The organism is Sporomusaceae bacterium (genome assembly GCA_031460455.1).
Classification (GTDB): Bacteria; Bacillota; Negativicutes; order Sporomusales; family UBA7701; genus Anaeroselena.
Genome location: JAVKTQ010000003.1, coordinates 146,647 through 171,243, shown reverse-complemented (window position 1 = coordinate 171,243; position 24,597 = coordinate 146,647). Strand labels below are relative to the sequence as shown.

General features: G+C 60.3%; 22 protein-coding genes. 15 read left to right on the top strand and 7 right to left on the bottom strand.

Annotation, left to right across the window (positions count from 1 at the left end; genetic code table 11):
- Positions 1–36 precede the first annotated feature (36 nt).
- The gene (locus RIN56_07540; protein MDR7866661.1) at positions 37–1,302 is read right to left on the bottom strand and encodes a M20/M25/M40 family metallo-hydrolase; all 1,266 of its coding nucleotides are present in this window, start codon (positions 1,300–1,302) and stop codon (positions 37–39) included.
- 91 nt (positions 1,303–1,393) lie between these two features.
- A complete protein-coding gene (locus RIN56_07535; protein MDR7866660.1) occupies positions 1,394–2,506 on the bottom strand; it encodes a glycosyltransferase family 9 protein in 1,113 nt (370 codons plus the stop codon).
- A 386-nt stretch (positions 2,507–2,892) separates the two neighbouring features.
- Here RIN56_07535 and RIN56_07530 point away from each other — a divergent pair, with 386 nt between their 5' ends.
- The 5 genes from RIN56_07530 to RIN56_07510 all read left to right on the top strand — a co-directional run bounded on the left by RIN56_07530 (position 2,893) and on the right by RIN56_07510 (position 9,111).
- Complete coding sequence (locus tag RIN56_07530) at positions 2,893–4,554, top strand: ribonuclease J (GenBank protein ID MDR7866659.1); 1,662 nt, start codon at positions 2,893–2,895, stop codon at positions 4,552–4,554.
- A gap of 231 nt (positions 4,555–4,785) precedes the next feature.
- Entirely contained in the window at positions 4,786–5,262 is a 477-nt protein-coding gene (locus RIN56_07525) for an NAD(P)H-dependent oxidoreductase subunit E (GenBank protein ID MDR7866658.1), read from the top strand.
- A gap of 1 nt (position 5,263) precedes the next feature.
- Positions 5,264–7,138, top strand: a complete 1,875-nt coding sequence (gene nuoF, locus RIN56_07520) for an NADH-quinone oxidoreductase subunit NuoF (GenBank protein MDR7866657.1) — start codon at positions 5,264–5,266, stop codon at positions 7,136–7,138.
- A gap of 4 nt (positions 7,139–7,142) precedes the next feature.
- Positions 7,143–8,831 (top strand): [FeFe] hydrogenase, group A, encoded by a 1,689-nt coding sequence (locus tag RIN56_07515; GenBank protein ID MDR7866656.1) that lies wholly within the window; start codon positions 7,143–7,145, stop codon positions 8,829–8,831.
- Positions 8,832–8,838: 7 nt separating this feature from the next.
- A complete protein-coding gene (locus RIN56_07510; GenBank protein MDR7866655.1) occupies positions 8,839–9,111 on the top strand; it encodes a (2Fe-2S) ferredoxin domain-containing protein in 273 nt (90 codons plus the stop codon).
- An 80-nt stretch (positions 9,112–9,191) separates the two neighbouring features.
- On the opposite strand, the gene RIN56_07505 is transcribed toward RIN56_07510, so the two are convergent.
- The 3 genes from RIN56_07505 to RIN56_07495 are packed head-to-tail and all read right to left on the bottom strand — an operon-like array spanning position 9,192 to position 11,482.
- Positions 9,192–9,887, bottom strand: a complete 696-nt coding sequence (locus tag RIN56_07505) for a cytochrome b/b6 domain-containing protein (protein MDR7866654.1) — start codon at positions 9,885–9,887, stop codon at positions 9,192–9,194.
- Positions 9,887–10,207: an iron hydrogenase small subunit gene (locus RIN56_07500; GenBank protein MDR7866653.1), complete on the bottom strand. Its 321-nt coding sequence runs from the start codon at positions 10,205–10,207 to the stop codon at positions 9,887–9,889. Before RIN56_07500 ends, RIN56_07505 begins: the two co-directional genes overlap by 1 nt.
- Before the next feature lie 12 nt (positions 10,208–10,219).
- Positions 10,220–11,482: a [FeFe] hydrogenase, group A gene (locus RIN56_07495; protein MDR7866652.1), complete on the bottom strand. Its 1,263-nt coding sequence runs from the start codon at positions 11,480–11,482 to the stop codon at positions 10,220–10,222.
- 363 nt (positions 11,483–11,845) lie between these two features.
- On the opposite strand from RIN56_07495, the gene RIN56_07490 reads away from it, so the two are divergent.
- The 5 genes from RIN56_07490 (at position 11,846) to RIN56_07470 (ending at position 16,106) form a co-directional block, all read left to right on the top strand.
- Positions 11,846–12,184, top strand: a complete 339-nt coding sequence (locus tag RIN56_07490) for an STAS domain-containing protein (protein ID MDR7866651.1) — start codon at positions 11,846–11,848, stop codon at positions 12,182–12,184.
- Positions 12,181–12,600, top strand: a complete 420-nt coding sequence (locus RIN56_07485; protein ID MDR7866650.1) for an ATP-binding protein — start codon at positions 12,181–12,183, stop codon at positions 12,598–12,600. Before RIN56_07490 ends, RIN56_07485 begins: the two co-directional genes overlap by 4 nt.
- Entirely contained in the window at positions 12,587–13,564 is a 978-nt protein-coding gene (locus tag RIN56_07480; protein ID MDR7866649.1) for an ABC transporter substrate-binding protein, read from the top strand. Before RIN56_07485 ends, RIN56_07480 begins: the two co-directional genes overlap by 14 nt.
- A gap of 6 nt (positions 13,565–13,570) precedes the next feature.
- Positions 13,571–15,499, top strand: coding sequence for a SpoIIE family protein phosphatase (locus tag RIN56_07475; protein ID MDR7866648.1), 1,929 nt, complete (start codon positions 13,571–13,573; stop codon positions 15,497–15,499).
- Positions 15,500–15,785: 286 nt separating this feature from the next.
- On the top strand, positions 15,786–16,106 hold the full coding sequence (locus RIN56_07470; protein ID MDR7866647.1) for a hypothetical protein: 321 nt from the start codon (positions 15,786–15,788) through the stop codon (positions 16,104–16,106).
- 198 nt (positions 16,107–16,304) lie between these two features.
- Here RIN56_07470 and RIN56_07465 read toward each other — a convergent pair whose 3' ends face one another.
- Entirely contained in the window at positions 16,305–16,766 is a 462-nt protein-coding gene (locus tag RIN56_07465) for a C-GCAxxG-C-C family (seleno)protein (GenBank protein MDR7866646.1), read from the bottom strand.
- A 224-nt stretch (positions 16,767–16,990) separates the two neighbouring features.
- Between RIN56_07465 and RIN56_07460 the strand changes: the two genes are divergently transcribed.
- Complete coding sequence (locus RIN56_07460) at positions 16,991–18,466, top strand: YdiU family protein (GenBank protein MDR7866645.1); 1,476 nt, start codon at positions 16,991–16,993, stop codon at positions 18,464–18,466.
- 110 nt (positions 18,467–18,576) lie between these two features.
- Positions 18,577–18,999: an EamA family transporter gene (locus RIN56_07455; protein MDR7866644.1), complete on the top strand. Its 423-nt coding sequence runs from the start codon at positions 18,577–18,579 to the stop codon at positions 18,997–18,999.
- A gap of 11 nt (positions 19,000–19,010) precedes the next feature.
- On the opposite strand, the gene RIN56_07450 is transcribed toward RIN56_07455, so the two are convergent.
- Positions 19,011–19,838, bottom strand: a complete 828-nt coding sequence (locus RIN56_07450) for an ion transporter (GenBank protein MDR7866643.1) — start codon at positions 19,836–19,838, stop codon at positions 19,011–19,013.
- Positions 19,839–20,046: 208 nt separating this feature from the next.
- On the opposite strand from RIN56_07450, the gene RIN56_07445 reads away from it, so the two are divergent.
- The 3 genes from RIN56_07445 to RIN56_07435 all read left to right on the top strand — a co-directional run bounded on the left by RIN56_07445 (position 20,047) and on the right by RIN56_07435 (position 24,594).
- Positions 20,047–20,883: an alpha/beta hydrolase gene (locus RIN56_07445; GenBank protein MDR7866642.1), complete on the top strand. Its 837-nt coding sequence runs from the start codon at positions 20,047–20,049 to the stop codon at positions 20,881–20,883.
- A 446-nt stretch (positions 20,884–21,329) separates the two neighbouring features.
- Positions 21,330–23,156 (top strand): phosphoenolpyruvate hydrolase family protein, encoded by a 1,827-nt coding sequence (locus tag RIN56_07440; GenBank protein ID MDR7866641.1) that lies wholly within the window; start codon positions 21,330–21,332, stop codon positions 23,154–23,156.
- A gap of 220 nt (positions 23,157–23,376) precedes the next feature.
- Entirely contained in the window at positions 23,377–24,594 is a 1,218-nt protein-coding gene (locus RIN56_07435) for a Tm-1-like ATP-binding domain-containing protein (protein ID MDR7866640.1), read from the top strand.
- Positions 24,595–24,597 lie beyond the last annotated feature (3 nt).

Here is a 24,597-nt window from a genome sequence, read left to right as displayed (position 1 = left end):
CCACTTTGCCGTGGCGGCCATCGGGCCTTCATGCCATTACTTGTCGGTATTGCGCAGATAATCGTATGCGGTCAGCGTATGGATTGTCGCCAACTTAATCAGATCCTCGACCTCAATGTATTCGTCGGGGCCGCCGAGATTATAGCCGTTCAGCCCGCAGTTCACGGCAGGCACATTCTTCAGCAGCCGGTAAAGCCGGGCATCCGAAGCCCCTACCCGCATATTCGTCGCGACCTCCTGCCCCCACACTGCGCGGCAGTTTTGCGCCGCAAGCGTGAAAATCTCGTGCCCGGGATCAGACCAGTTTGGCGCCCAGGAGCGAACCGTCCGGAACGTCAGCCCGTCCAGCAACCCAACCGCGGCCTGCACCTGCGCCTCCACCTCGGCCAGAGTTACCCCGGCCGGAATCCTTATATCGCCCCGTGTTAGCGCGGCCGCCGGTATCAGATTGGGCGACGACCCGCCCTCGATCATCCCGAAGTTTACCGTTACCCGTTGGAGAACACCCGTCTCCCCCGCTCCCGACAACGACTCCGACAGCTGCCCCGCGGCAGCGATCGCAGCGGCAACCTCGGGAGGCGCGGCGACCGGCATGCCCTCCAGCGCCGCTTTCAGCTTCGCCATACCGGCCACCAGGCGGTCGATGGCGTTGATTCCCCGGTGGACGTGCGCGCCGTGTCCGGCCTTGCCCTCAGCCGCCAACTCGAACCACAGCAGCCCCTTCTCGCCGAAGCGCAGCACCTTCGATGTGCCGATATCCCCTGAAATCATCGCGTCACCGGCGGCGTGAGGCACAGTATCCAGCAAATATTTCGTACCAAGCACCCCCATGCTCTCCTCGTCGCCGGCCAGCGTTATCACCAGTTCCCCAGACCAGTCTTCGCGGCATCCGGCAAGCAGCATGAAGGCCAGGATGTGGCACGCTATTCCGCCCTTCATATCAGCGACCCCGCGCCCGTACAGGCGGTCGCCGACAAGCTCCCCGCCGAAGGGATCGACCGTCCATGTCTGCCTGTCCCCGGCCGGGAAGGTGTCGAGGTGGCCGTTGAAAACCAGCCGCCTGCCCGTGCGCCCGCCCCTGATCCTGGCAACAAGGTTGACCACCGGCTTCTCCAGCATCGGGTAAGAAAGCTCAATCCCCGGCACCCGGTCCAGTATCTCGCCGACGGCCTCAGCGACCGCACGCGTGTCGGACGGCGGGTTCTCGCTCGGAACGCGCACCAGCCGCGAACAGATCGCCACAAGCTCGTCGCCCCGCTCCCGCACCGCCGCCGCCAGCGCTTGCCTAACACCATCCGCCATCATGCAGCCTCCTCCGGCCTAAAAGGCACATTATACCGTATCTGGCAATAATCATACCAGACAGGCCGGCGGGGCGCAACCAGCTTGCGGCCTATCGCGGGCGGGGACCATAGCCGCCTCTCCCCCCGACGTCCGGGCGCCGTTCCTCTCCGAGCAGCGTCCGTACCGGCCCCTCCCTGGCGACCCTGTGGACTTGCCTGACGACCATTTCGGGCGCCACGCCGCTCATGCACGCGGCCGCCCCCCGGGGACATATCCGCCTGAAGCAGAAAGAGCAAGCCTGCCTGCTGGCGACGACGGCGTTTTTCTCCCCCGGCGGCGCGAGCCGCGCCGGGTCGGTCGGCCCAAAGATGCCCACCGTCGGCGTCCCCACCGCCGCCGCCATATACAGCGGCCCGGTATCCCCCGCCACCACCACCGCCGCCTTTGCCAGCACCGCCGCCAGCTCCAGCAGGCTCGTCAGCCCCGCCGCATTTGCCACCGGCACGCCCGCCGCGGCGGCAATCTCCCGCGCCAGCGGCGCCTCCGCCCGGCCACCGCACAGCATCACGGCAAAATCCCCGGCCAACAGCCTGGCTGTCCGCGCATACAAAACGGCCGGCCAATTCTTCGCCGGCCACGTCGTCCCCGGCGCCAGCACCGCCAGTCTGCGCCCGCGAAGCAACATCAGTTCGTCCAACAGCCCGTCCGCCGCCCTTGCGGCCTCCACCGGCAAAGCCAGCGTCATCCGCCGCTCAGTCGGCACAATGCCCAGCGGCCGCAGCACTCCCAGGTACCTGTCCGTGATATGGCTGCCGAGCGGCGCTGCCGTTTCGTCCATGAACAGCGCGTTGAGTTCCTTCGTACCGCTCATGCCGATGCGCCGGCCGGTTTCCGCCAGTCTGGCGATCATCCCGCTCAGGAACAGGCCATGCACATCGAGGACGGCGTAAAAGCGCCTTCCCGCCAAGGTCCGGCGCAGCTCCCGCCACATCGCCGCCGCCCTGCGCAGTTCGAAATCCCGCAGGTGCCGCTCAAACCGCTCCCGCGACCAGACAATCGTCTCATCGACGTGCGGGTTGTATCTCACAAGATCGGCGGCGACCTCGCCCACCAGCCAGGTGATCCGGCAGTCCGGCCACGCCGCCTTAAGCGACGCGGCCACAGGCGTGCAGTGGATGACGTCGCCGATCGCACTCAGCCTGATAATCAATATCTCCCTCATATCACGCCAGGCCACCTCCGCCTACGATCGGTTACTTTCATTATTATTCTGGGGATTTTCCCGCCAAATATCGCCCGCCCCCGTCAGCCAAATTCTGTCTCCCCGCCACCCGTCCGCATGAATTAACGGCGGTACAGCAATACTAATCCATAGATTAATTTGCCAGGGAACCTCACGGCAATTCACCCAACCCGTGTTTCACAAATATGGAAATTATCCGCCTTGTAAACAAGACCAAGCTGGTTTATAATTAACAAACCAGTTAACAGACTTTGGATTCCAACATCTGCGCGGCCGGGAAGCGGCAGCGCCGCCTAACCGGGGGGCCTTCTGAGGCTCCTGTTTTTGAAATTCCGGCTACAGCGGCAAATATGGGAGGGGTCGACTTGCACAAGCAGGACAAGCTTATGATCATCCCCCTTGGCGGTCTTGGCGAGATCGGCAAGAATCTCACGGTATTCAGATATGGCGACGATATTGTCGTCCTGGACTGCGGGCTGGCGTTCCCCGACGAGGACATGCTTGGCATCGATCTCGTAATACCGGATATGACTTACCTCCTCGATAACAAAGACAAAATCCGCGCCGTCGTCCTGACCCACGGCCACGAGGATCACATCGGCTCGCTTTTCTATCTCCTGCGCAACGCCGACGTGCCTGTCTACGGATCCCGGCTCACCCTCGGTCTGGTGGAGGGGCGCCTCAAAGAAAACAACGTCTCCGACCGCAAACTTATCCCGGTCGCCGCCGGGGACACGATCAAGGCCGGGCGGTTCGAAATCGGCTTCATCCGCGTCAATCACTCGATCGCCGACGCCCTGGGCATCTACTTCCGCACCCCGGTCGGAGTGGTTGTCCACACCGGCGACTTCAAAATCGACCAGACCCCCGTCGACGGCAAAATCATCGACATCCACAAATTCGCCGAACTCGGCGATCAGGGCGTGCTCGTCCTGCTGTCCGACAGCACGAACGCCGAGCGTCCGGGGTATACAAAATCGGAGCTCACCGTAAGCGAAGCGCTGGACGATCAGTTCGCCGCCGCCAGCGGACGGATAATCCTCACCACCTTCGCCTCCAACGTCTCCCGCCTGCAGCAGGCCATCAACGCCGGCTGCAAATACGGCCGCAAGGTCGCCGTACTGGGCAGGAGCATGATAAACGTCGTCACCAAGGCCACCGAGCTTGGCTATATGATAATTCCCGAAGGCGTTCTGATCGATATCGACGAGATCAACCGCTACCCCGCCAACCGCATCCTCATCCTGACAACCGGCAGCCAGGGCGAGCCGATGGCGGCCCTCAGCCGCCTGGCGAACGGCAGCCATCGAAACGTGGAACTCAACCCCGGAGATACGGTGGTAATCTCGGCCACACCCATCCCCGGCAACGAGCGTTCGGTCGGCAGGATCATCGACGGCCTGCTGCGCCTCGGTGTCGAAGTCATTTACGAAAAGTCGTCCGGCATTCACGTTTCCGGCCACGCCAGCCAGGAAGAGCTCAAACTCATCCTCAACCTCGTCCGCCCCAAATATCTCATCCCCGTCCACGGCGAATTCCGCATGCTGAAGAACCACGGCAAGCTCGCCGAAGGCGTCGGCATCCCCAAGGAAAACATCTTTTTCGGCGAAAATGGGCACGTATTCGAATTCACCGCCGAAAGCGGCCGGTTCGCCGGCAAAGTGCCCGCCGGCCAGGTCTTCGTCGACGGCTCAGGCATCGGCGACGTCGGCAACATCGTCATCAGGGACCGCCGCCAGTTGTCGCAGGAGGGCGTCATGATCGTCGTCCTCGCCCTCGACAAACAGCGGGGCTGCGTGGTATCCGGACCGGACATCATCTCGCGCGGCTTCATCTACATGCGCGACTCCGAAGAACTGATAAGGGACGCCCGCAAAGTTGTCAAAGACGTGCTGGAACGCGGCGAAAACAAACCGATAACCGAATGGGCCCCCTTGAAAAGCGGCATCCGCGATGCCCTCGGCAAATACCTGTTCAACAAAACCGGCCGCAGACCGGTGATCCTGACAATCATCATCGAATTATAACCATCGGCCCCGACCGCGGCGCGGAACGTCAACGTTCCGCGCCTTTTTACGCCCGCAGGGCATAGCATCCCCTGCTGCCTCCGGGCGCCGGCCACGCCGCAGGCGAAAAAAAGGCAAAAAAATTTTGCGCGACTTTGAGAAATTTTTCACAAAACTCTGTTGCCAACCATCCTCCGACCGTGTACACTGAAAGTAAGTTAAATTTTTCACAATATCAATGGAGGTCACGCCATGAAAGCTGCGATCGACTTCGGGGAAATGGATGCCATACTGACAAAATACGGACACAAAGCGAACAATATAATCCCCATCCTCCAGGACACCCAGGCGAAATACCGCTACCTGCCCCGCGAAGCCTTCTCCTACCTTTCCGAAAGGCTCGGAATCAGCACTGCCAGGATTTACAGCGTGGCAACCTTTTACGAGAACTTCTCCCTCGAACCCAAAGGCAAATACGTGATAAAAATCTGTGACGGCACCGCCTGCCATGTCAGGAAATCCATCCCCATCCTCGAGCGCCTGCGGAAAGAACTCGCGCTGTCGGAAAGCAAAGTAACAACCGACGACCTCCTCTTCACCGTAGAGACCGTTTCCTGCCTTGGCGCGTGCGGCCTCGCCCCCGTACTTACCGTCAACGACAAGGTCTACCCCGCCATGACGCCGGACAAGGCCAGCGAACTGCTCGCGAAACTCAAGGAGGCGAACTGATATGCTCCATAACCGGGAAGACCTGCGAAGCGCCCGGGCTAAATACAAAATTGCCCTCGCCGCCCAGCGGACGAGAATTCTCGTATGCGCCGGCACCGGCTGCGTGGCCGGCGGGTCGCTCGATATCCACGCCGAACTTGTCCGACTGATAAACGAACAGGGCCTCCCTTGCGCCGTCAGTCTCGAACACGAGCCCCACGGCGAAGAGGTGGGCGTCAAAAAAAGCGGCTGCCACGGCTTCTGCGAGATGGGGCCGCTCGTCAGGATCGAGCCGCAGGGCTGGCTGTACATCAAGGTAAAGCCCGAGGACTGCGCCGAGATAGTTGCCGAAACAATCGTCGGCGGCCGGTTCATCGAACGGCTGGCCTACAGGAAAAACGGCCAGACATACCAGACCCAGGAAGGCATCCCCTTTTACAAGAAGCAGACCCGGCTGGTGCTTGAACACTGTGGCCACATCGACGCCACCTCGATAAATGAGTATCTGGCCATCAGCGGCTACGCCGCGTTTGAGAAAGCGCTCTTCGCCATGACGCCCGACGAAATCGTCAGGGAAATCGACGAATCGAATCTGCGGGGCCGCGGCGGCGGCGGTTATCCGGCCGGCCGCAAATGGTCCCAGGTCAAACGGCAAAAAGAGGCGCAGAAGTACGTCGTCTGCAACGGCGACGAAGGCGACCCGGGCGCTTTCATGGACAGGAGCGTCATGGAAGGCGACCCCCACCGCATGCTTGAAGGCATGATGATCGCCGGCTACGCCTGCGGTGCTTCCCAAGGCTATATCTACGTGCGGGCCGAGTATCCCCTGGCGATCGACCGCCTGGAGACGGCGATCGCCGAAGCCAGGGAATGCGGCCTGCTCGGCAAGAACATCCTCGGCTCCGGGTTCGACTTCGACATCACGATCAGCAAAGGCGCCGGCGCCTTCGTCTGCGGCGAAGGCAGCGCCCTCACCGCCTCCATCGAAGGCAACCGCGGCATGCCGCGGGTCAAGCCGCCCCGCACCGTCGAACAGGGACTGTTCGGCAAACCCACCGTCCTCAACAACGTCGAAACCTTCGCCAACGTGCCGCTCATCATCCTCAAAGGCGCCGCCTGGTACAAGACTATCGGCCCGGAAAAAAGCCCCGGCACCAAAGCCTTTGCCCTCACCGGCAACATCGAGAACACCGGCCTGATCGAAGTCCCCATGGGCACCACCCTCAAAGAAGTCATCTTCGACATCGGCGGCGGCATCCGCGGCGGCGCCGGGTTCAAAGCCGTGCAAATCGGCGGCCCCTCAGGCGGCTGCCTAACCAGCCAGCACCTCGACCTGCCGCTCGACTTCGACTCGCTCAAAAAAGCCGGCGCCATGATCGGCTCCGGCGGGCTGGTCGTCATGGACGAGCACACCTGCATGGTCGAAGTGGCCCGCTTCTTCATGAACTTCACCCAGAACGAATCGTGCGGCAAATGCCTGCCCTGCCGCGAAGGCACCAAGCGCATGCTCGAAATCCTGGAAAGGATCGTCGCCGGCCAGGGCGAAGCGGCCGACATCGACATGCTGCTCGAGCTGGCGGACACCATCTCCTCCACCGCCCTGTGCGGCCTCGGCAAAACCGCCGCCTTCCCGGTCGTCAGCACGATCAAATACTTCCGCGACGAATACGAGGCCCACGTCAACGAAAAACGCTGTCCAGCCAAGACCTGCCAGAAGCTCAAGCGGATATTCATCGACGCCGCTCTCTGCAAAGGCTGTTCGAAATGCGCGCGCCTCTGCCCGGTGGGGGCCATCGCCGGCACCGTCAAGGAACCGTTCGTCATCGACGCCGGCAAATGCGTAAAATGCGGCGCGTGTCTCGAATCATGCGCCTTCAAGGCGATAAAGGAGGACTGACGCCGTGAGCACCGAGTTCATGCTTATCGACAACATCCCGGTGGAAATAGCCGGGGAAAAGAATATCCTCGCCGTCATCCGCAAAATCGGCATCGACCTGCCCACCTTCTGCTACTACTCCGAGCTGTCGGTCTACGGCGCCTGTCGCATGTGCGTCGTCGAAGACAAATGGGGCGACATCCACGCCGCCTGCTCCACCCCGCCCAAGGCCGGCATGGAGATTCGCACAAATACCCCCCGGCTCCGCAGGTACCGCAAGATGATCCTCGAACTCTTCCTCTCCAACCACTGCCGCGACTGCACCACCTGCGAGAAGAACGGCAAATGCAAGCTGCAGGAACTGGCCCAGCGGTTCGGCATCAAACAGGTCCGCTTCAACAACACCTCCGGCGAGCCCGACCTCGACGCCTCCTCGCTCTGCATCGTCCGCGACAAAAGCAAATGCATCCTCTGCGGCGACTGCGTCAGGATGTGCGACGAAGTCCAGAAAGTCGGCGCCATCGATTTCGCCTACCGCGGCTCGAAGATGCGCGTCAGCCCGGCGTTCGACGAACCGATCGCTAAAACGAATTGCGTCGGCTGCGGGCAATGCGCGGCCGTCTGTCCGACCGGCGCCATCGTCGTCCGCGACGACACCGCCAAGCTGTGGCAGGACATCAGCGACAGGGACGCCAAGGTCGTCGTCCAGATCGCCCCGGCAGTCAGGGTCGGCATCGGCAAGGAATTCGGCCTCGCCGAAGGCGAGAACGTCATGGGTCGCATCGTTGCCGCGCTGAGACGCATGGGCTTCGATGAAGTGTTCGACACCTCCACCGGCGCAGACCTCACCGTTCTCGAAGAAGCGGGCGAATTCCTCGCAAGGCTGCAAAAGGGCGAAAAACTGCCGCTGCTCACCTCCTGCTGTCCGGCATGGATCCAGTACGCCGAAAATAACTACCCGGAGCTTATGGCCAACATCTCCACCTGCCGTTCGCCGATGCAGATGTTCGCCTCGGTACTCAAGGAGCACTACCGTCATTCCAACCGGCGAGTCGTCGTCGTGGCCGTCATGCCCTGCACCGCCAAGAAATACGAGGCCGCCCGCGACGAGTTCCAGGAGGACGGCGCCCGCAACGTCGATTACGTCATAACCACCCAGGAACTTGTCAAGATGATCAGGGAGGCCGGCATCGTCTTCGCCGAGATCGAGCCGGAGTCGGTCGACATGCCGTTCGGGGCCACCAGCGGCGCCGGCGTCATCTTCGGTGTGACGGGCGGCGTCACGGAAGCGGTGATAAGGCGTCTGGCGGACGACAAATCCGTCTCCGCGCTCAGGGCGCTTGCCTTCACCGGCGTCCGCGGCCTGCAGGGCGTCAAGGAAGCGAGCATCGATTACGCCGGCCGCGAAGTAAAGATCGCCATCGTCAGCGGCCTCAAGAACGCCGACAACCTCATCAGGCAGATAAAAAGCGGCGAGAAGCACTACGACTTTATCGAAATAATGGCCTGCCCCAGCGGGTGCATCGCCGGCGCCGGCCAGCCGGTCACGAACGAGGAGGGCAGGAAGCGCCGCAGCGCCGGCCTGTACGACTCCGACCGCATGAGCAGCATCAAACGCTCCGAGGAAAACCCGGTGATAATGGCCCTCTACGGCGGTCTGCTCAAGGGCAAAGTGCACAAACTACTCCACGTGGAGTATCGCAGAAAGGCGTGAGTGCATTATGAAAATCAGGGTCTGCATCGGCAGCGCCTGCCATCTTAAAGGTTCCTACAACGTCATCAACTCCCTCCAGCAGCTCGTCGAAGAATACCAGGTCGCCGACGAAGTCGAAATCCACGCCTCCTTTTGCCTCGGCCTCTGCTCCCAGGCCGTATCGGTAAAGATCGACGAAGGCGACGTGCAGAGCGTGTCCGGGCCGACGGTGCGGGATTTCTTCGCAAAAAACGTCCTGCCCGCGCTGCAGCGGCCGTCCTGCGCACACACAGGGAAATAGGTTCAAAGAGATCGCAAAGCTTCCGAGGATAATCCTCGGAAGCTTTTTCTTTCCCGGCAATATATTCTGACTCCAGAACCTCAGGCGCCCTTGCCGTAGCCTACCCTCTCCGCTCCCCGTCCCGCCACCGGTTCGATGTCCTTCTCCACCCATACGGGGTTGTGGTCCTCGGCTTCGGCCAGCGGTTGGGTGCCGTCGCCGAACATCGCCTTGAACTCGCCCCAGTTGTAGACCCCGAGGAACATATGAACAACAAGGAAGAGTCCCATATAAAGACCGAGGACAAGATGGACGGTGTTGGTGATGCCGATAAGCTCCTTGGGGGCGACCGGGATGAACGCGTACAGTATCCAGCCGCTGACGATGAGGACGGGGCCGAAGAACAGCAGGCACAGGCCGAAGATTTTCTGGCCGGAGTTGACCTTGCCCATCGGCGGCACGGGGATCTTTTTGCCGAGCAGCATCTTCTGCGGATAGCCGCCGCCCACCAGCAGCCAGCCTACGTCGCGGTCGTCCCACGAAAAGTTGCGGCGCATAAAGCCGGCGACGCGATCGAGGCAGAACAACGCGTACAATACGCAGGCAACGGTGAGGAGGGTGGCGCCGGCGATGTGGATCTTCATCGCCAGGTTGACGAACTCCTCGCTCCCCGGTTTGTACCAGATAACGAAGCCGGTAAAAGCGGCAGGCAGGAAGCCGAAAATCAGGCCCCAGTGGAAGAGGCGGGAACACAGCGGATGCTTGAGAACGCGCGGTCCATCGTCGTGGTTGTTCATCAGCTTTTCCCTCCCAGCTTGGCACGGTTAACGTAGCTGGTGTGGAACAGTTCTTCCGCCAGCGGGCTGAGGGGCTTGCCGGCAAACTTGCCGTACATCTCGGCGACCGCCGGATTGTTGTGGCTCTGGCGGATTTTGGCCTTGGCGTCGTCCTTATACATGCCGGCGGCGCGCATCTTTATGTATTTTGTACGGTCGACGAAGACATCGGTGGCGACGTAGGCGCCTGCCCACAGCAGGGCGGCTCCTGCGCCGGCCAGGCCGAGGAACTCGCGGCGGGACACCTTGATCGTTTTTTCGACATAATCGTAATTTGCCACGTCAATACCTCCCTATGACCACGGCAGAATGGCTTTATACTTGTCTATCCACGACGTCCCCATCGGGTTGACCGGCTGTCCGCCGCCGTTGACGCAGCCGCCGGGGCAGTTCATCACTTCGATGAAATGGTAGGGCGACTTGCCGGCGGCGACTTCAGCCACCACCGGGGCGAGGTTCTCCTTGATGCCATGAACAACGGCTACTTTGAGGGTGATCTCTTTGCCGGTTTTGGCGTCTTTCATGGTGACGCTGGCCGCCTTGACGCCCTTGAGGCCGCGCACCGGGGCAAATTCGAGGGTAGCAAGTTCCTGTCCGGTTATCACGAAGTAAGCGGTCCTAAGCGCCGCCTCCATAACGCCGCCGGTATTGCCGAAGATGGTGCCGGCGCCGCTGTAGCTGGCGAGCGGGTTGTCGGCGTCTGTCGCGCTCGGGGCGGCGGTCAGGGAGATGTTCATCTTTTTGAACAGCCGGGCAAGGTCGCGGGTAGTGAGCACAGTGTCGACGTCCTGGTAGCTGCCCGTCTTGCCCTGCTTGCGCCAGTATGCGGCGGCGCCGGCGAATTCCGGCCTGGACGCCTCGAATTTCTTGGCGGTGCAGGGCATGATGCCGACGACATACATATTTTCGGGGTTGACTTTAAATACATCTCTGGCGCCGTAGGTTTTGGCGAGGGCGCCAGCCATTTGCTGCGGCGATTTGGCCGAAGATAGGTGGGGCAATATTTCCGGGTGGTTAAGCTCGGCGTGGCGCACCCAGGCCGGGCAGCACGAAGTGAACTGGGGCAGCGGCCCGAGGTGGTGGCCGTGGGCCGGCTCGCCCATAGCATAGTGCCGGATCTTGGCGATCAACTCGCTGCCTTCCTCCATAATGCACTGGTCGGCGGCGAAGTTGTTGTCGAAGATTTTAAATCCCGCTTGCTTCATGGCGCCGTAAAGTTTTTCGGTGGTGAGGGTGCCGGGCTCCAGGCCGAATTCCTCGCCGATGGCGACGCGGACGGCGGGGGCAATAACGCCAACGACGGTGACACGGCCGTCTTTGAGTTTGGCAATGACGGCGTCGATGCTGTCGGCAGTGTCCCGTGGCGCGCCAAAAGGGCAATTCACCAGGCACTGGCCGCAGAAAAGGCACTTTTCGTTATCCACGCCATGCACGGCGCCGTACTTGCCGGTGATGGCGCCGGTGGGACAGAATGCCTTGCAAGAGTCACAACCTTTGCATTTCCTGCGGTCGATCTCGATGACTGAGGACAGCTCCTTTTGCCGAAAACCTATCATAGAACCCCCTCCCAGGCTTTTTGGTATGGTGGTCTGACCACTCATATAAATATTAGGTTATATGGTTATAAACTGTCAACCTGTTTTTTCAATATTGCGAAAGTGAAAAAAGGTACAAAGTGCCAGCCTGGCTGCTTCCGGCCGTCACCAACAGGTCGTCAGCCGCTCTTCCTGATGATATTCCTTCCCGAAACCGCGCTTTCTTCGCTTTTTGATGAAGGAATAATCTTCATACTATAGAAAAAGGTGTAATTAGTATTACTTGAAACGCTATTAACCGACAAGATGTCTGACAAAGCGAAGTCCTCGGGTATTTTTTATTTAGCCAGCGTTAACCTGGCAAAGCAGGCAGGAGATGTTGTGATGAAAATTGTTTCATATCAGGAAATGGGATTCTTGGTCATAAAGGTTGAGGGGCGGATGGATATCGCCACTTCCCCGGAATTCGAGAAAAACTGCGCAGCCTTGATGGAACAAGGCCACCAGAAAGTCGTCATCGATTTTGCCGGCCTCGAGTACATCAGCAGCGCCGGTCTTCGCAGCATCCTGGCCATCGCCAAAAAGCTCAAAAGCGGCGGCGGCAGCCTGTCCCTGTGCTCATTGACCGGTCTCGTGAAAGAAGTGTTCGACCTCTCGGGCTTCGACAACTTCCTGCCGATCTTCGCTGACGTCGAGCAGGCACTGGCGGGTGGCGGCAAATGACGCCGGCAGTTGAAAGCACCTTCACCGCCAGCATCGAAAACATCCCCCAGATGGTGGCCTTCGTGGCCGAAAACGCCGCCGCGGTCGGTGTACACCCCCGGCGGGTTATGCATCTGGAACTGGCCACCGAGGAAGCGGTAACCAATATCTGCTGCTATGCTTACGAAGTCCCTCCCGGTCAGGTGTCCATTCGGGTCTCCCGTGCCGATGATGTCGTGCGGGTCGAATTCATCGACAACGGTGTGCCCTTCGACCCGCTGGACGCTGACGCGCCCGATCTTCAAGCCGACCTGGACAACCGGGAAGTCGGCGGCCTGGGGATATTTCTTATCAGGCGTCTGCTTGACGAAGTCCACTACCACCGCCACGACAACCAAAACATCCTGTCGCTGGGCATCAAACATGCACCTGAGTAAAACCGTTATCGTTTTTGCCGCCGCCCTGGCGGCTCTGCTCATCCCTGCGCCGCCGGCCGCCGCCGCGGGGAAACCGGTGGAGCTTATGCTTCAGTGGACCCACCAGGCCCAGTTCGCCGGCTATTACGTCGCCGCGTCCAAGGGCATTTACCAGGCTCACGGCCTCGACGTAAGGCTAATTCAGGGCGGCCCTGGCCTCGATCCTATGAACGAGCTTGCCAGCGGCGATGTCGACTTCGTCACCGCCTGGCTGTCGACCGCCCTCATCCGGCGTCAGGACGGGCTGCCGATCGTCAACGTCGCCCAGGTCGTCAACAGGTCCAACCTGCTGCTGATAAGCTGGAAAGACTTGTCTGGAGAATCCTCCAAGAACTTGAGCGGCCGCCGGATAAGCATCTGGGAGGGCGATTTCCGGGCGCCCTATCTGGCTTGGCTGCAAGCCGAAGGAGTGGAGCCCGCGGCGATCCATCCCCAGTACTACTCGGTAAACCTATTCCTCCGCAAAGGCGTCGACGCCTGTTCCGCCATGTACTACAACGAGTATCACATGCTCTACCAGGCCGGCGTGGATGAGGACGAACGGAGCGTCTTTTTTCTGAAAGACTACGGCTTCGGCTTCCCCGAGGATGGCCTCTACTGCACCGAAAGCACCATCCGACTGGACCGCGAAATGGTTGCAGCGTTCCGTGAGGCCTCGTTGGAAGGCTGGCTCTACGCTGCCCGGCATCCGGAGGAAGCCCTGGACATCGTAATGGAATACGTGACCGCCGCCAACATCGAGACCAACCGTTCCCACATGAAATGGATGCTGGAAAAAATCTTAGCAAGCATCGTGCCCGTCGCCAAGGATTCCTGGACGCTTGGCGAACTGACCCGGGAAGATTACGAAAAAACGGTCCTGATGATGAAGGGGCAAAACATGCTCCGCAATCCCCCCTCGTACGAGGCGTTTACAGGGAGGTGACGGCCCGTGTTCCTTAACATGAGTATCCGTTGGCGCCTGTTCGCTTTCGTACTGGCCGCCGCCGGCACAATTCTGGCCGTGGTCATCGGCTACGGTTACCTCGAGGCGCGCGCGCTGCTGGAGGAGGAGCTGGAAGCCAAAGCCTGGCAGCTTTCGAACGCTACCGCCAATAAAATAGTCACGGTAGAAAAAACCGTCGCGAAGGTAGCCGGCGGTCTGGCAGCGACGACGGCCCTGCATTCGGGCCCGCAGACCGACTATTACCCGCTACTGGAGCGTTTGCTTGCCGAAAATGAAGAGGTATCGGGGATTGCCGTCGCCTGGGCGCCTGTTTACCGGGTCGAGAGCGGAAACGACGTTTCCCCGTCCGTACACCGGGTTGGCAGCAGGGTGGAACGGGGCGACCTGGCGGCGGGCGGAGCCAACTATACTGTCGCCGACTGGTACGCCCTGCCGCGCAATCTCTTCCTCCCCTGTTGGAGCGAGCCCTATTCGGCCGGCAGCGGTAGCGACGCACTGATGGTTACCTACTCCATCCCCCTTTACGCCAAGACCGGCCATAGCAACTTCATCGGCGTCGTGAAATGCGACGTATCGCTTGAGTGGCTGCGCGAGCTCCTGCTGGTGTTGCCGCTGGAAAAAAACGGCTACGCCTTTCTGCTGTCCCGGAACGGCACCTATGTCGCCCATCCGCAAAACAACTTCATCCTCAAGGAAAACATCTTCAGCCGGGCCGAGGAACAGGATAACGCCCTTCTCCGCAAACTCGGCCGCGAAATGGTTAAAGGTCGCAGCGGCTTCATCCGCTACGACAGCATCGTCAGCGACGAAAAAGGGTGGCTGCTTTATCAGCCGATCCCTTCCACCGGGTGGGTACTGGGGGTGTTCTTCCCCCAGGAGGCGATGACCGCCAAAGTAATCGAGCTCAGCCGCAAGGAAGCGGCTATAGGACTGGTCGGCTTCCTGCTGCTCCTGCCGGTGATGCTGCTCATCGCCCGCTCCATCACCCGCCCGCTGCTTCAACTGGACAAGGCCGCCAGAATACTCGCCACCGGCGATCTTGACGCCCCCCTTCCCGAGCTGCGCGGCAAAGACGAAGTCGCCCGCCTGGCCGACTCGTTCACAACCATGCGCAACGAACTCAAAGTCCATCTGGCAATGCTGGAACAGAACGCGGCGACCCGCGAGCGGATCGAGAGCGAGCTCAGAATCGCCCGCGATATCCAGATGGACCTCGTCCCTAAAACCTTCCCGCCTTTTCCCGCGCGGCCGGACTTCGAGCTTTACGCGGTTATGAACCCGGCCCGTCAGGTCGGCGGCGACTTCTACGACTTTTTCATGCCCGACGACGAGCACCTGTGCATCGCCATCGGCGACGTCTCCGGCAAAGGCGTCCCTGCGGCGCTCTTCATGGCCGTCACCCGCACCCTGCTGCGGGCCTTCCTCCAGAACGGCGACTCACCGGGCGATGCGCTGCGCCACCTCAACGACGACCTCGCTCAGAACAACGACTACTGCATGTTCGTCACCGTCTTCTGCCTGGTTGTCCATCTGCCCAGCGGCCGCTGCCGGTTCGCGAACGGCGGCCACAACCTGCCCTGCGTCATCCGCGCCGACGGCAGAATCGACTACCTTCCCAAGACACAGGGAGCCGCCCTGGGGGTCATGGAAGGGCTGCCGGTAGCGGAAAGCGAAACCTCCCTTACCCCGGGAGACATGCTATTCTTATATACCGATGGCGTCACCGAAGCCATGAACCGCCAGGAAGAACTATTCGGCGACAACAGGATGACGGCGGAATTGTCCCTGCGGCGAGCTCTGAACTGCACCGACCTGCTCCGCGGCATGGCGGAGGCTGTGGCAGTTCACGCCGATGGGGCCGAGCAGTCGGACGACATCACCATGGTGGCCCTCCGTTACTTCGGCCAACGCTAATAACGTCATACCGAACGGCGACACCCACAACGCGACGCATTTTGCGCCGCGTTGTTTTTATCTTCCGGTCGCGCGGCCCACCGTCTTGTTGCCCGTCTCTGCCAGGGGCATCGGCGCTCAGCCGCCGCCCCCTCCCCTTAAACTCCTATTGCCGAAAAACTATTTTCCTATATATGCAAAAAACGATTTTAGGATTATAATTATTTTAAGATATTTATTTTTAATGACGAATAGTCCAAAATAACAGCTAAACCACAGGGCGTTATCGCCATTTGGGAGGATTACGATGAAAAGGATGCTTGTGTTTGCCGGAACAGTTCTGGTTCTGGCCGCCGTCGCGGCGTTCGCCTTCGGCCCTTTCGGGCAGGAAAAGCTGCAGCTTATTCACCGCGACGGCCCCCGCTCGCTCTATCTGGACACCAGCTCGGTGCAGGTTATCAGTGAACCCGACACCGGGCTCCGCTACCTCGACGTGACCGTGCGGCAGACATACGAATTCACCGACAATTACGATCTCACCAGGTACTTTGTCCAGGTTGACGCCAGAAAGCTCCAACCGGTTACCGCCATCGGCTGCGACAAGGACGGAAAAGTGCTCGAGCTCTGAAACCTCATGGATAATGCGGTCTCGTGGAGACCGCCCGACCCCGCCGCCAACGAGGAGAAGATCTATGACGCCGCCTGGAACTACGCCCGCAAAAAGGGCCTGCTCTGACCAGGCCCTAGTTTGCTCTGGCTGACAAACATAGGCACCGGTACCACCCGGGTACCGGTGCCTGCTATCGTCTAGCTGTCGCTGCGACGTCTATCGCGGGGAAGTGCCGGACGTCTTACCGGCGATTCCGTTTTCCCGAATGTATTCCATCAGCATTTCGGCTGTCCGGCCGGTGATCTTCAGGCAGCCGCGCAGATGCTCCTTGGTTTCGAAAGGATGCGGGTTGAGCGCCCGGCAGCACGTACCCCCGAAGTTGCCGCTGAACCGGTCGTGGAAGCCCGAGCTGACGCGGTACGCTTCGTCGCGGCTCTCCTCATTGCTCCTCCGTCCCTCAAGCGCCCCCAGCACCATTATCGAAGCCGCCAGCGCCCCGCACACGCAGCCCGAGTGTCCGATGCCCCCGCCGAAGCCTGCGGCGAGTCTCAGGGCGTCGTCACCCAGTCCCAGACCGAGCGTCGTGTTGAACGACCGCAAAATCGCCTCCGCGCAGTTGTAACCTTCCCGGAAATGCTGCCCCGCTATCTGCTTGACATCCGGTTGCCCGCTATCCATGCATTCTCCTCCTCTGTTTCGAAAATATCCCGATAATACCAGACCTTTGTCCATTGGCCCCATAATCCTGAAACAATGGTCTATACCCTATATTAAAGCACCGTAAAGCTTTTTTCAAAGGAAGCACTGACTTTCCCTGCTTTGAGCGACCAAGGACAACATATTTATCAACCTTCCGGGCTCATACTAAAAATACTGCCGCAATAAGGCTGACTGGAGGAAAGATGATAAAGGAAAAAACAGAAATGGATCCGGGATGGAAGCTTGACAACAGTTACGCCTGTCTCCCGAAAACGTTTTTCAGCATCCAAACCCCAACCCCCGTGAAATCGCCGCAACTGATTATCCTCAACTTCCCCCTGGCAGCATCCCTGGGGCTGAATATCCCCGCGCTGCAAAGCGAAGACGGCGTAGCGGCGCTGGCCGGCAATGTCGTTCCCGCAGGCGCTTTGCCGCTTGCCCAGGCTTATGCGGGGCATCAGTTCGGGCATTTTACCATGTTGGGAGACGGACGGGCCCTTTTACTCGGCGAACAGATTACCCCGCAGGGCGAACGGTTCGACATCCAGCTCAAGGGGGCGGGGAGAACGCCCTACTCCCGCGGCGGCGACGGACGCGCGGCCCTCGGGCCGATGCTGCGCGAATACATCATCAGCGAAGCTATGCAGGCTCTCGGCATTGCCACTACCCGCAGCCTCGCCGTGGTATCCACCGGCGAACCGGTAATCCGCGAAACCATACTGCCTGGTGCTATTCTGACCCGCGTCGCGGCCAGCCACCTGCGCGTGGGCACTTTCCAGTACGCAGCGGCGCGGGGAACCCCTGATGATCTCCGCGATCTGGCCGACTATACGCTGCAGCGCCATTTCCCGGACGTTGACCTTGGCGGTAATCGCTATCGGGCGCTGCTGCAATCCGTAATCGCGCGCCAGGCCAGATTGATCGCCGCCTGGCAACTTGTCGGCTTTGTCCACGGGGTGATGAACACCGACAACATGGCCCTCAGCGGCGAAACCATCGACTATGGCCCCTGCGCCTTCATGGATACCTATGACCCGGCAACGGTGTTCAGTTCCATTGACCTCAACAGACGGTACGCTTACGGCAATCAGCCGCACATCGCCGGCTGGAATCTCGCGCGCTTTGCCGAAACCCTTCTGCCGCTGCTGCATGCCGACGAGAAACAGGCAGTCACCCTCGCCCAGGACGCGCTTTCCGCCTATGCGGAGTTGTATCACGCCAACTGGCTCGCCGGTATGAGAGCCAAACTGGGCATCTTCAACGCGGAAACCGGGGACACCGCCCTTATTGAAGACCTTCTCGGCATCATGAAGGAGCAACAGGCGGACTATACCAACACCTTTCGCGGGCTTACCATAGGCGCGCAGGAAGAAGCGGCCGTGTTTCGCTCCGGCGAGTTTGCCCGCTGGCGCGAACAATGGCAGGCCCGGCTAACAAGGCAGCCGCAATCCGCCGCCGCAGCAAATCAACTGATGCGCAGCAGCAACCCTGCCGTAATCCCCCGCAACCACCGGGTCGAAGCTGCTCTCGAAAGCGCGGTGAAACACGGCGATTACACCGTTATGGAGAAGCTCCTCGCGGTTCTGTCACACCCCTATGCCTACTCCGCCGAACAGGACGGGTATTCATCGCCGCCCGCGCCATCCGCCTGCCCCTACCGGACCTTCTGTGGCACTTGAATAGCGGAGCCTGCGCCGATAACACCAAGGGCCAAGATGCCCATCTTAGGCTAAAACCGCCGCTGTCAGCATAAACATTAGCATGCACACTGAATCGCGGAGGGAGAACAATGGTCTTTCTCTACGCCTTCATCGCTGTGCTGTGCCTCGGCCTTGCCCCCTTCTTCGGCAAATCGGTCATCAACTGCATCAATCCCCTCACCGCTTTCGCCATCAGAACCGTAATCGCCGCTGTCCTTGTCCTGGCCTGGGTGCTGCTCAGCCACACCTATTTCGATATCAAAAACCTTCCCTGGACATTCTGGATAATCGTCACCCTGGAAGCTGCGATCGCGGCCGTATTCGCCGACCTCGCCTACTTCTATGCCCTGGAGAAAGGCTCCATCAACCAGGTTGCCCTCGTCATCTCCTGCGCGCCGCTAATCACAATGCTAACTGGTTATGTGGCCTTCGACGAAATGGTCTCCGGCAAGCAGATCGTCGGCGCGCTGCTCATTACCTGCGGCCTGGTCATCATCAACATTGATTTCTGAACCGTTTATCCCTATATAAGCCGCTCCCCGCACAGCTTACAGAAGACCGCGTCGCGGTCATGATCCTGACAGCCGCAGCCGGCGCATGCCGCTTCCCGCTCCCGTTTTCGGGACTGTTGCGCCAGTTCTACCGTAACAATCCCGGTCGGCACGGCAATGATCCCATACCCCAGAATCATCACCAGAGCGGCCAGCGCCCGCCCGGCCAACGTCGTCGGCGTGATATCGCCAAAGCCCACCGTCGTAAGCGTCACGATCGCCCAGTACATTCCCACCGGGATGCTGGTAAAGCCGTTCTCCGCCCCCTCGATCATATACATCAGCGTGCCGATGACAACGACCAGTGTCAACACAGTGCTCAGAAAAACGGTTATCTTGAACCGGCTTGCCTTAAGCGCCCGTGTGAGGAGCTGGGCCTCGCCCACGTAACGGCCGAGCTTCATAATCCGAAAGACCCGCAACAGCCGCAGCACCCTGATTACCAGGAAATACTGCATCCCGAAACTAAACAGGCTGAGATAGGAAGGCAGAACCGCCATCAGATCGATCAGCCCCAGCGGGCTGCGCATATACCGCCACTTATCCCGCACACAGACGACCCGCAGCAGGTACTCGACTGTGAAAACGCCCGTGAACCCCCACTCGGCGAAATACAGCATCCGGTCGAACCTCACCTCGATATCGGGCACGCTCTCGAGGATGACCGCCAGCACGCTCAGCACGATCAGCCACAGCAGAGCCACGTCGAACGCCTTCCCCTGCGGGGTATCCGACTCGAAAATAATGACGAACAACCGCTCCCGCCAGTCTTGGGACAGCGGCTTCTGATCGCGTTCCATAAAAATCCCCTTTTGTCGCCCGATTCGCCCGCTCCACAGGCCGTTAACTGTTTTATTCTGCCCCTGATGCAATAATATCCTGCAAAGCCCCTCTCCCTTGACAACCGTCGCTGCCGCGTCTAGCATAAAAGTAACGACGGCCCGACCTTCACCACGCGTGGGTGAAGGTACGGCGCAAAACCGAACATGAACGGGGGGGCCGCTACATATGGCGAACACTAATCCTATTACCAGTCACCGGGTAACCGGCGGCGGCGGGGTCAGCCTCTATGTCGAGGAAACGGGCCGCGCCGACGGCCGGCCGATACTTTTCATCCACGGGTTTAACCAATGCCGGCTTGTCTGGACAAAACAGACCAATTCCGCCCTGGCGGACGAATTCCGTCTCATAACGCTCGACAACCGCGGCCACGGCCTGTCGGACAAGCCGCAGGACGCCTATGGGCAATCACGGCTGTGGGCCGACGATATCGCCGCCGTGATCGATTCTCTGCGGCTCGACAAACCTGTCCTCGTCGGCTGGTCCTACGCCGGCCTGATAATCCTCGACTACCTCCGCCATTACGGCGAGAAAAGCATCGCCGGCATCAACCTCGTCGGCGCCAGGACCTGTGTTGGCACACCCGCGGCCGTAGCCGCCACCGGCAGAGACTACCTGCCCCTCAGGCCGCTGATGTTCTCCAGCGATATCGCCGAAGCCGTCGACGGCCTCGCCAGCTTCCTCAGGCTCTGCACCTTCCGCCCCCTCCCTCCCGAGGAATACTACCTCTTCCTCGGCTTCAACGCCATCGTCCCGCCCTATGTCCGCCAAGGGCTGATGAGCCGCTCTTTGGGCAACGACGACCTGCTGCCGACCCTGAAAAAACCCTTCCTCGTCACCCACGGCAAAGAAGATGCAATCATCCTCCCCAGCCACGGCGAACACAACGCCGCCCTGCTGGCCAACGCCAAGACCTCCTTCTACCCCGAAGCCGGCCACAACACATTCTGGGAGGACGCGCCCCGCTTCAACCGGGAACTGCGCGCCTTCGCCGCTTCACTATAAAGACAGCGATAAAACCCCAGGCCGGGATTAATCCCGGCCTGGGGTTTTATCGCTCGCCATCAGAACCAGGCGCCGTACATCATTCCCGTCACCGTCTCCATCAATACCACCAGAGCCACATAAATCGCCGTCTTTTCCGTCCCCATGATCTGCCGCAGTACGATCATACTCGGCATAGCCCAGCTCCGCAACCGCCTGCTTGGTGTTCCCGTACAGAGTGGCGCATTTCTGGCACCCCATCCCCAAAACCTCGATTTTCATTATATTTTTTGCAAAGATTTTCTGCCTAATCGCCACGCATCTCTGGCAAAATATGGCTTAAATCATGGCAGGAATTTCTATCTTACGGTTTAATATAGAGTATTATAAGACCTTGCCCGTTGGCGACGGCCGGATTGGCCGTCGCCGACGCCGCATGATTTCCATAGCGCAGCGGGGGACGAGCCATGAACACGCGAGAAGCTATCAGGACAACATTGGCCGAAAATATCGCCAACAACCAACCGATAATCGGCGTGGCCGTCGGCTCCGGCCTGTCCGCCAAACAGGCTATCGCGGGCGGGGCCGATTTTTTGCTGGCCCTGAACGCCGGGAGGTTCCGCATGGCGGGGATAAGCTCATTGGCCGCTCTGCTGCCGTACGCCAACAGCAATGAAATGGTGCTCGACTTCGGCGCCCGCGAAATCATCCCCCGTGCCGGAAACAGTCCGGTCATCTTCGGCGCTTGCGCCACCGACGTCACCATCGACCATGATGCGTTGATAGCGAAAATCCGCGCCCGGGGCTTCCACGGCGCAAACAATTTCCCCACCGTCGGCCTTATCGACGGAGTTGTGCGTCAAACCCTGGAAGCGGAAGGCCTCGGGTTTCAGCGTGAAGTCGAGTTCGTCGCCAAAGCCGCCAGAGCCGGCCTGTTCACCGTCGCGTTCGTATTCGACGAAAACCAGGGGCTTGCGATGGCGGCTGCCGGCGCCGATATAATCTGCGCCCATCTGGGCCTGACCGCCGGCGGAAAAACAGGGGCCAAACACGCCATGTCGCTGGAAAACGGCGTACAGCTCGCCGGCCGCATTTTCGCGGCGGTCGACCGCCAGTACCCCGGCAAAATAAAAATGATCTACGGCGGGCCGGTATCCACCCCGGAGCAAACCGCGCGTTTCTACGGCAGCACCGGGGCGATGGGCTACATCGGCGGCTCGAGCTTCGAACGGATTCCGGCCGAAACGACGATCGAAGAAGTGACCGGGCAGTTCAAAAACTTCATGCGGCTCAAACGGGAAAACGAATCTCTTCGCCGCGAGCTTTTCAAGAAAAAGGTCTTCGACGAGATCGTCGGCCAGAGCAGGCTGATGCAGGAGTTGTTCGAGATCGTCAGCAAAGTCGCCGACAAAAACGTCAACATCCTGGTCTGCGGTGAGAGCGGCACAGGCAAAGAACTCGTCGTCAGGGCAATCCACTACAACAGCCCGCGCAGCAGCCAGCCGTTCATCAAAGTCAACTGCGCCTCGATTCCCGACACCTTGCTGGAGAGCGAGCTGTTCGGCCACGAAAAAGGCTCTTTCACCGGCGCCACCAGCAAGCGGGTCGGTTTATTCGAGCTGGCCAACCACGGGACGCTTTTCCTCGACGAAGTCAGCGAAATGAGTCCCGGTACCCAGGCGAAACTACTCAGGGCGATCCAGCAGCAGGAATTCCTCCGCATCGGCGGCAACAAGCCGATCAAGGTCGATACCCGGATAATCTGCGCCACCAATGCCGATCTCCACGCCGCCGTCGCCCAGGGGAAATTCCGCGAAGACCTGTTCTACCGGATTAACGTCGTCACGATCCGAACGCCGCCCCTGCGGCAGCACAAAGAGGATATCCCCCTGCTGGTAAATTACTTCCTGGAAAAGATCCGCGTCAAGTTCAACCGCGACATCCGGCGCCTGTCCCCGGACACCCTCGATGCCCTCATGCAGCACAACTGGCCAGGCAACGTCCGCGAGCTGGAACACGTGCTGGAAAGCGCCGCCATCCTCAGCGACGGCGATGTAATTTATTGCTCTGACCTGCCGATCAATCCCGGTCAGATCGCCCGCCGCGGCGAAAGCGCCGTCAATATGCCCAGGGCCGCCACCGCTTCGGTGGAAAGGCAGATCATCCTCGGCTCGCTCGACCAGCATGCCTGGCACCGGCAGAAAACCGCGCAGTTCCTCGGCATAACCCGGCGCACCCTGCTCAATAAGATGAAAAAATACGGCATCAGAGAGCGGGAAACGCGCGACGGATGACCCGAGGGAAATACTCTTCACACAACCGCGGCTATGGGAAAATACTTTCCCATAGCCGCAAGCGTTTACCGGCCCGGCGCTTATCGCCTAACTGCCTGCTCGCTCCGGCCGCGATGGGAACAAGCCTTCCCACTTACGCGCCGCCAAAGCCCGGAAATCGGCTTGGCACATTATTTGCATGATTTAGCGGCAGTCGAAACTTTAGCGAGGGAGTGGTAACGTGGCCGGCAAAGTGATTCTTTTGGGCACTCTGGACACCAAGGGTCAAGAGTTCAAGTACATCAAGGATTTGATCGAAAGCACCGGTGTCGGGACGGTGGTGATCGACGCCGGCGTCAAGGGCAGACCGTACTTCCTGCCCGACATCGCCAACGACCGGGTCGCCGCCGCCGGCGGGACGCCTCTGGCCGAACTGCTCAGCAAGGACGACCGGGGGCTGGCGATGGAGGTCATGACCAAAGGCGCGGCCCGCATACTGGGCGAGCTTTACGACCAGGGCGAAGTCGCCGGCGTCATCAGTCTCGGCGGCTCGGCCGGCACGACCATCGGCACGGCGGCGATGCAAGCCCTGCCTGTGGGGGTGCCGAAAGTGATGGTATCCACCATGGCCTCTGGCGACACCCGCCCCTACGTCGGCGTCAAGGACATCGCGATGATGTACTCGGTCGTCGACATCTCGGGAATCAACAGCCTGTCGCGCCGGATACTGGCCAACGCCGCCTTCGCCGTCGCCGGTATGGCTCAGGGCGAAGCGCCGGCCGGCGCCGAGGACAAACCGCTTATCGCCGCCACGATGTTCGGCGTTACCACCCCCTGCGTCACCAAAGCGAAAGAATACCTGGAGGCGCAAGGCTACGAACTGCTCGTCTTCCACGCCACCGGAACGGGCGGCCTGGCGATGGAAGGCCTGATTGAGGGGGGCTTCATCAAAGGCGTCCTCGACATCACCACCACCGAATGGGCGGACGAACTGGCGGGAGGAGTCCTGGCCGCCGGCCCGCATCGCCTGGAGGCGGCCGGGAAAGTCGGCATACCTCAGGTCGTGTCCGTGGGCGCCCTCGATATGGTCAACTTCGGCCCGCCGGACACCATCCCCGCCAAATACAAAGACCGCCTTTTCTACCAGCATAACCTCACCGTCACCCTTATGCGGACCACTGCCGAGGAATGCCGCCAGCTCGGCGAAATCATCGCCGCCAAACTCAACGCCGCCACCGGGCCTGTCGCTCTGTTCCTGCCGCTGAAAGGCGTTTCGCTCATCGACACGGCCGGCAAGCCGTTTTTCGGCCCCGAAGAAGACGCGGCCCTGTTCGCCGCCCTGCGGGCGAATATCGACCGCGCCAAGATCGAACTCATCGAGATGGACACCGACATCAACGACGAAAAATTCGCGCTGGCAATGGCCGCCAAAATGCAGTCGTTACTGGGAAAATACTAAAGG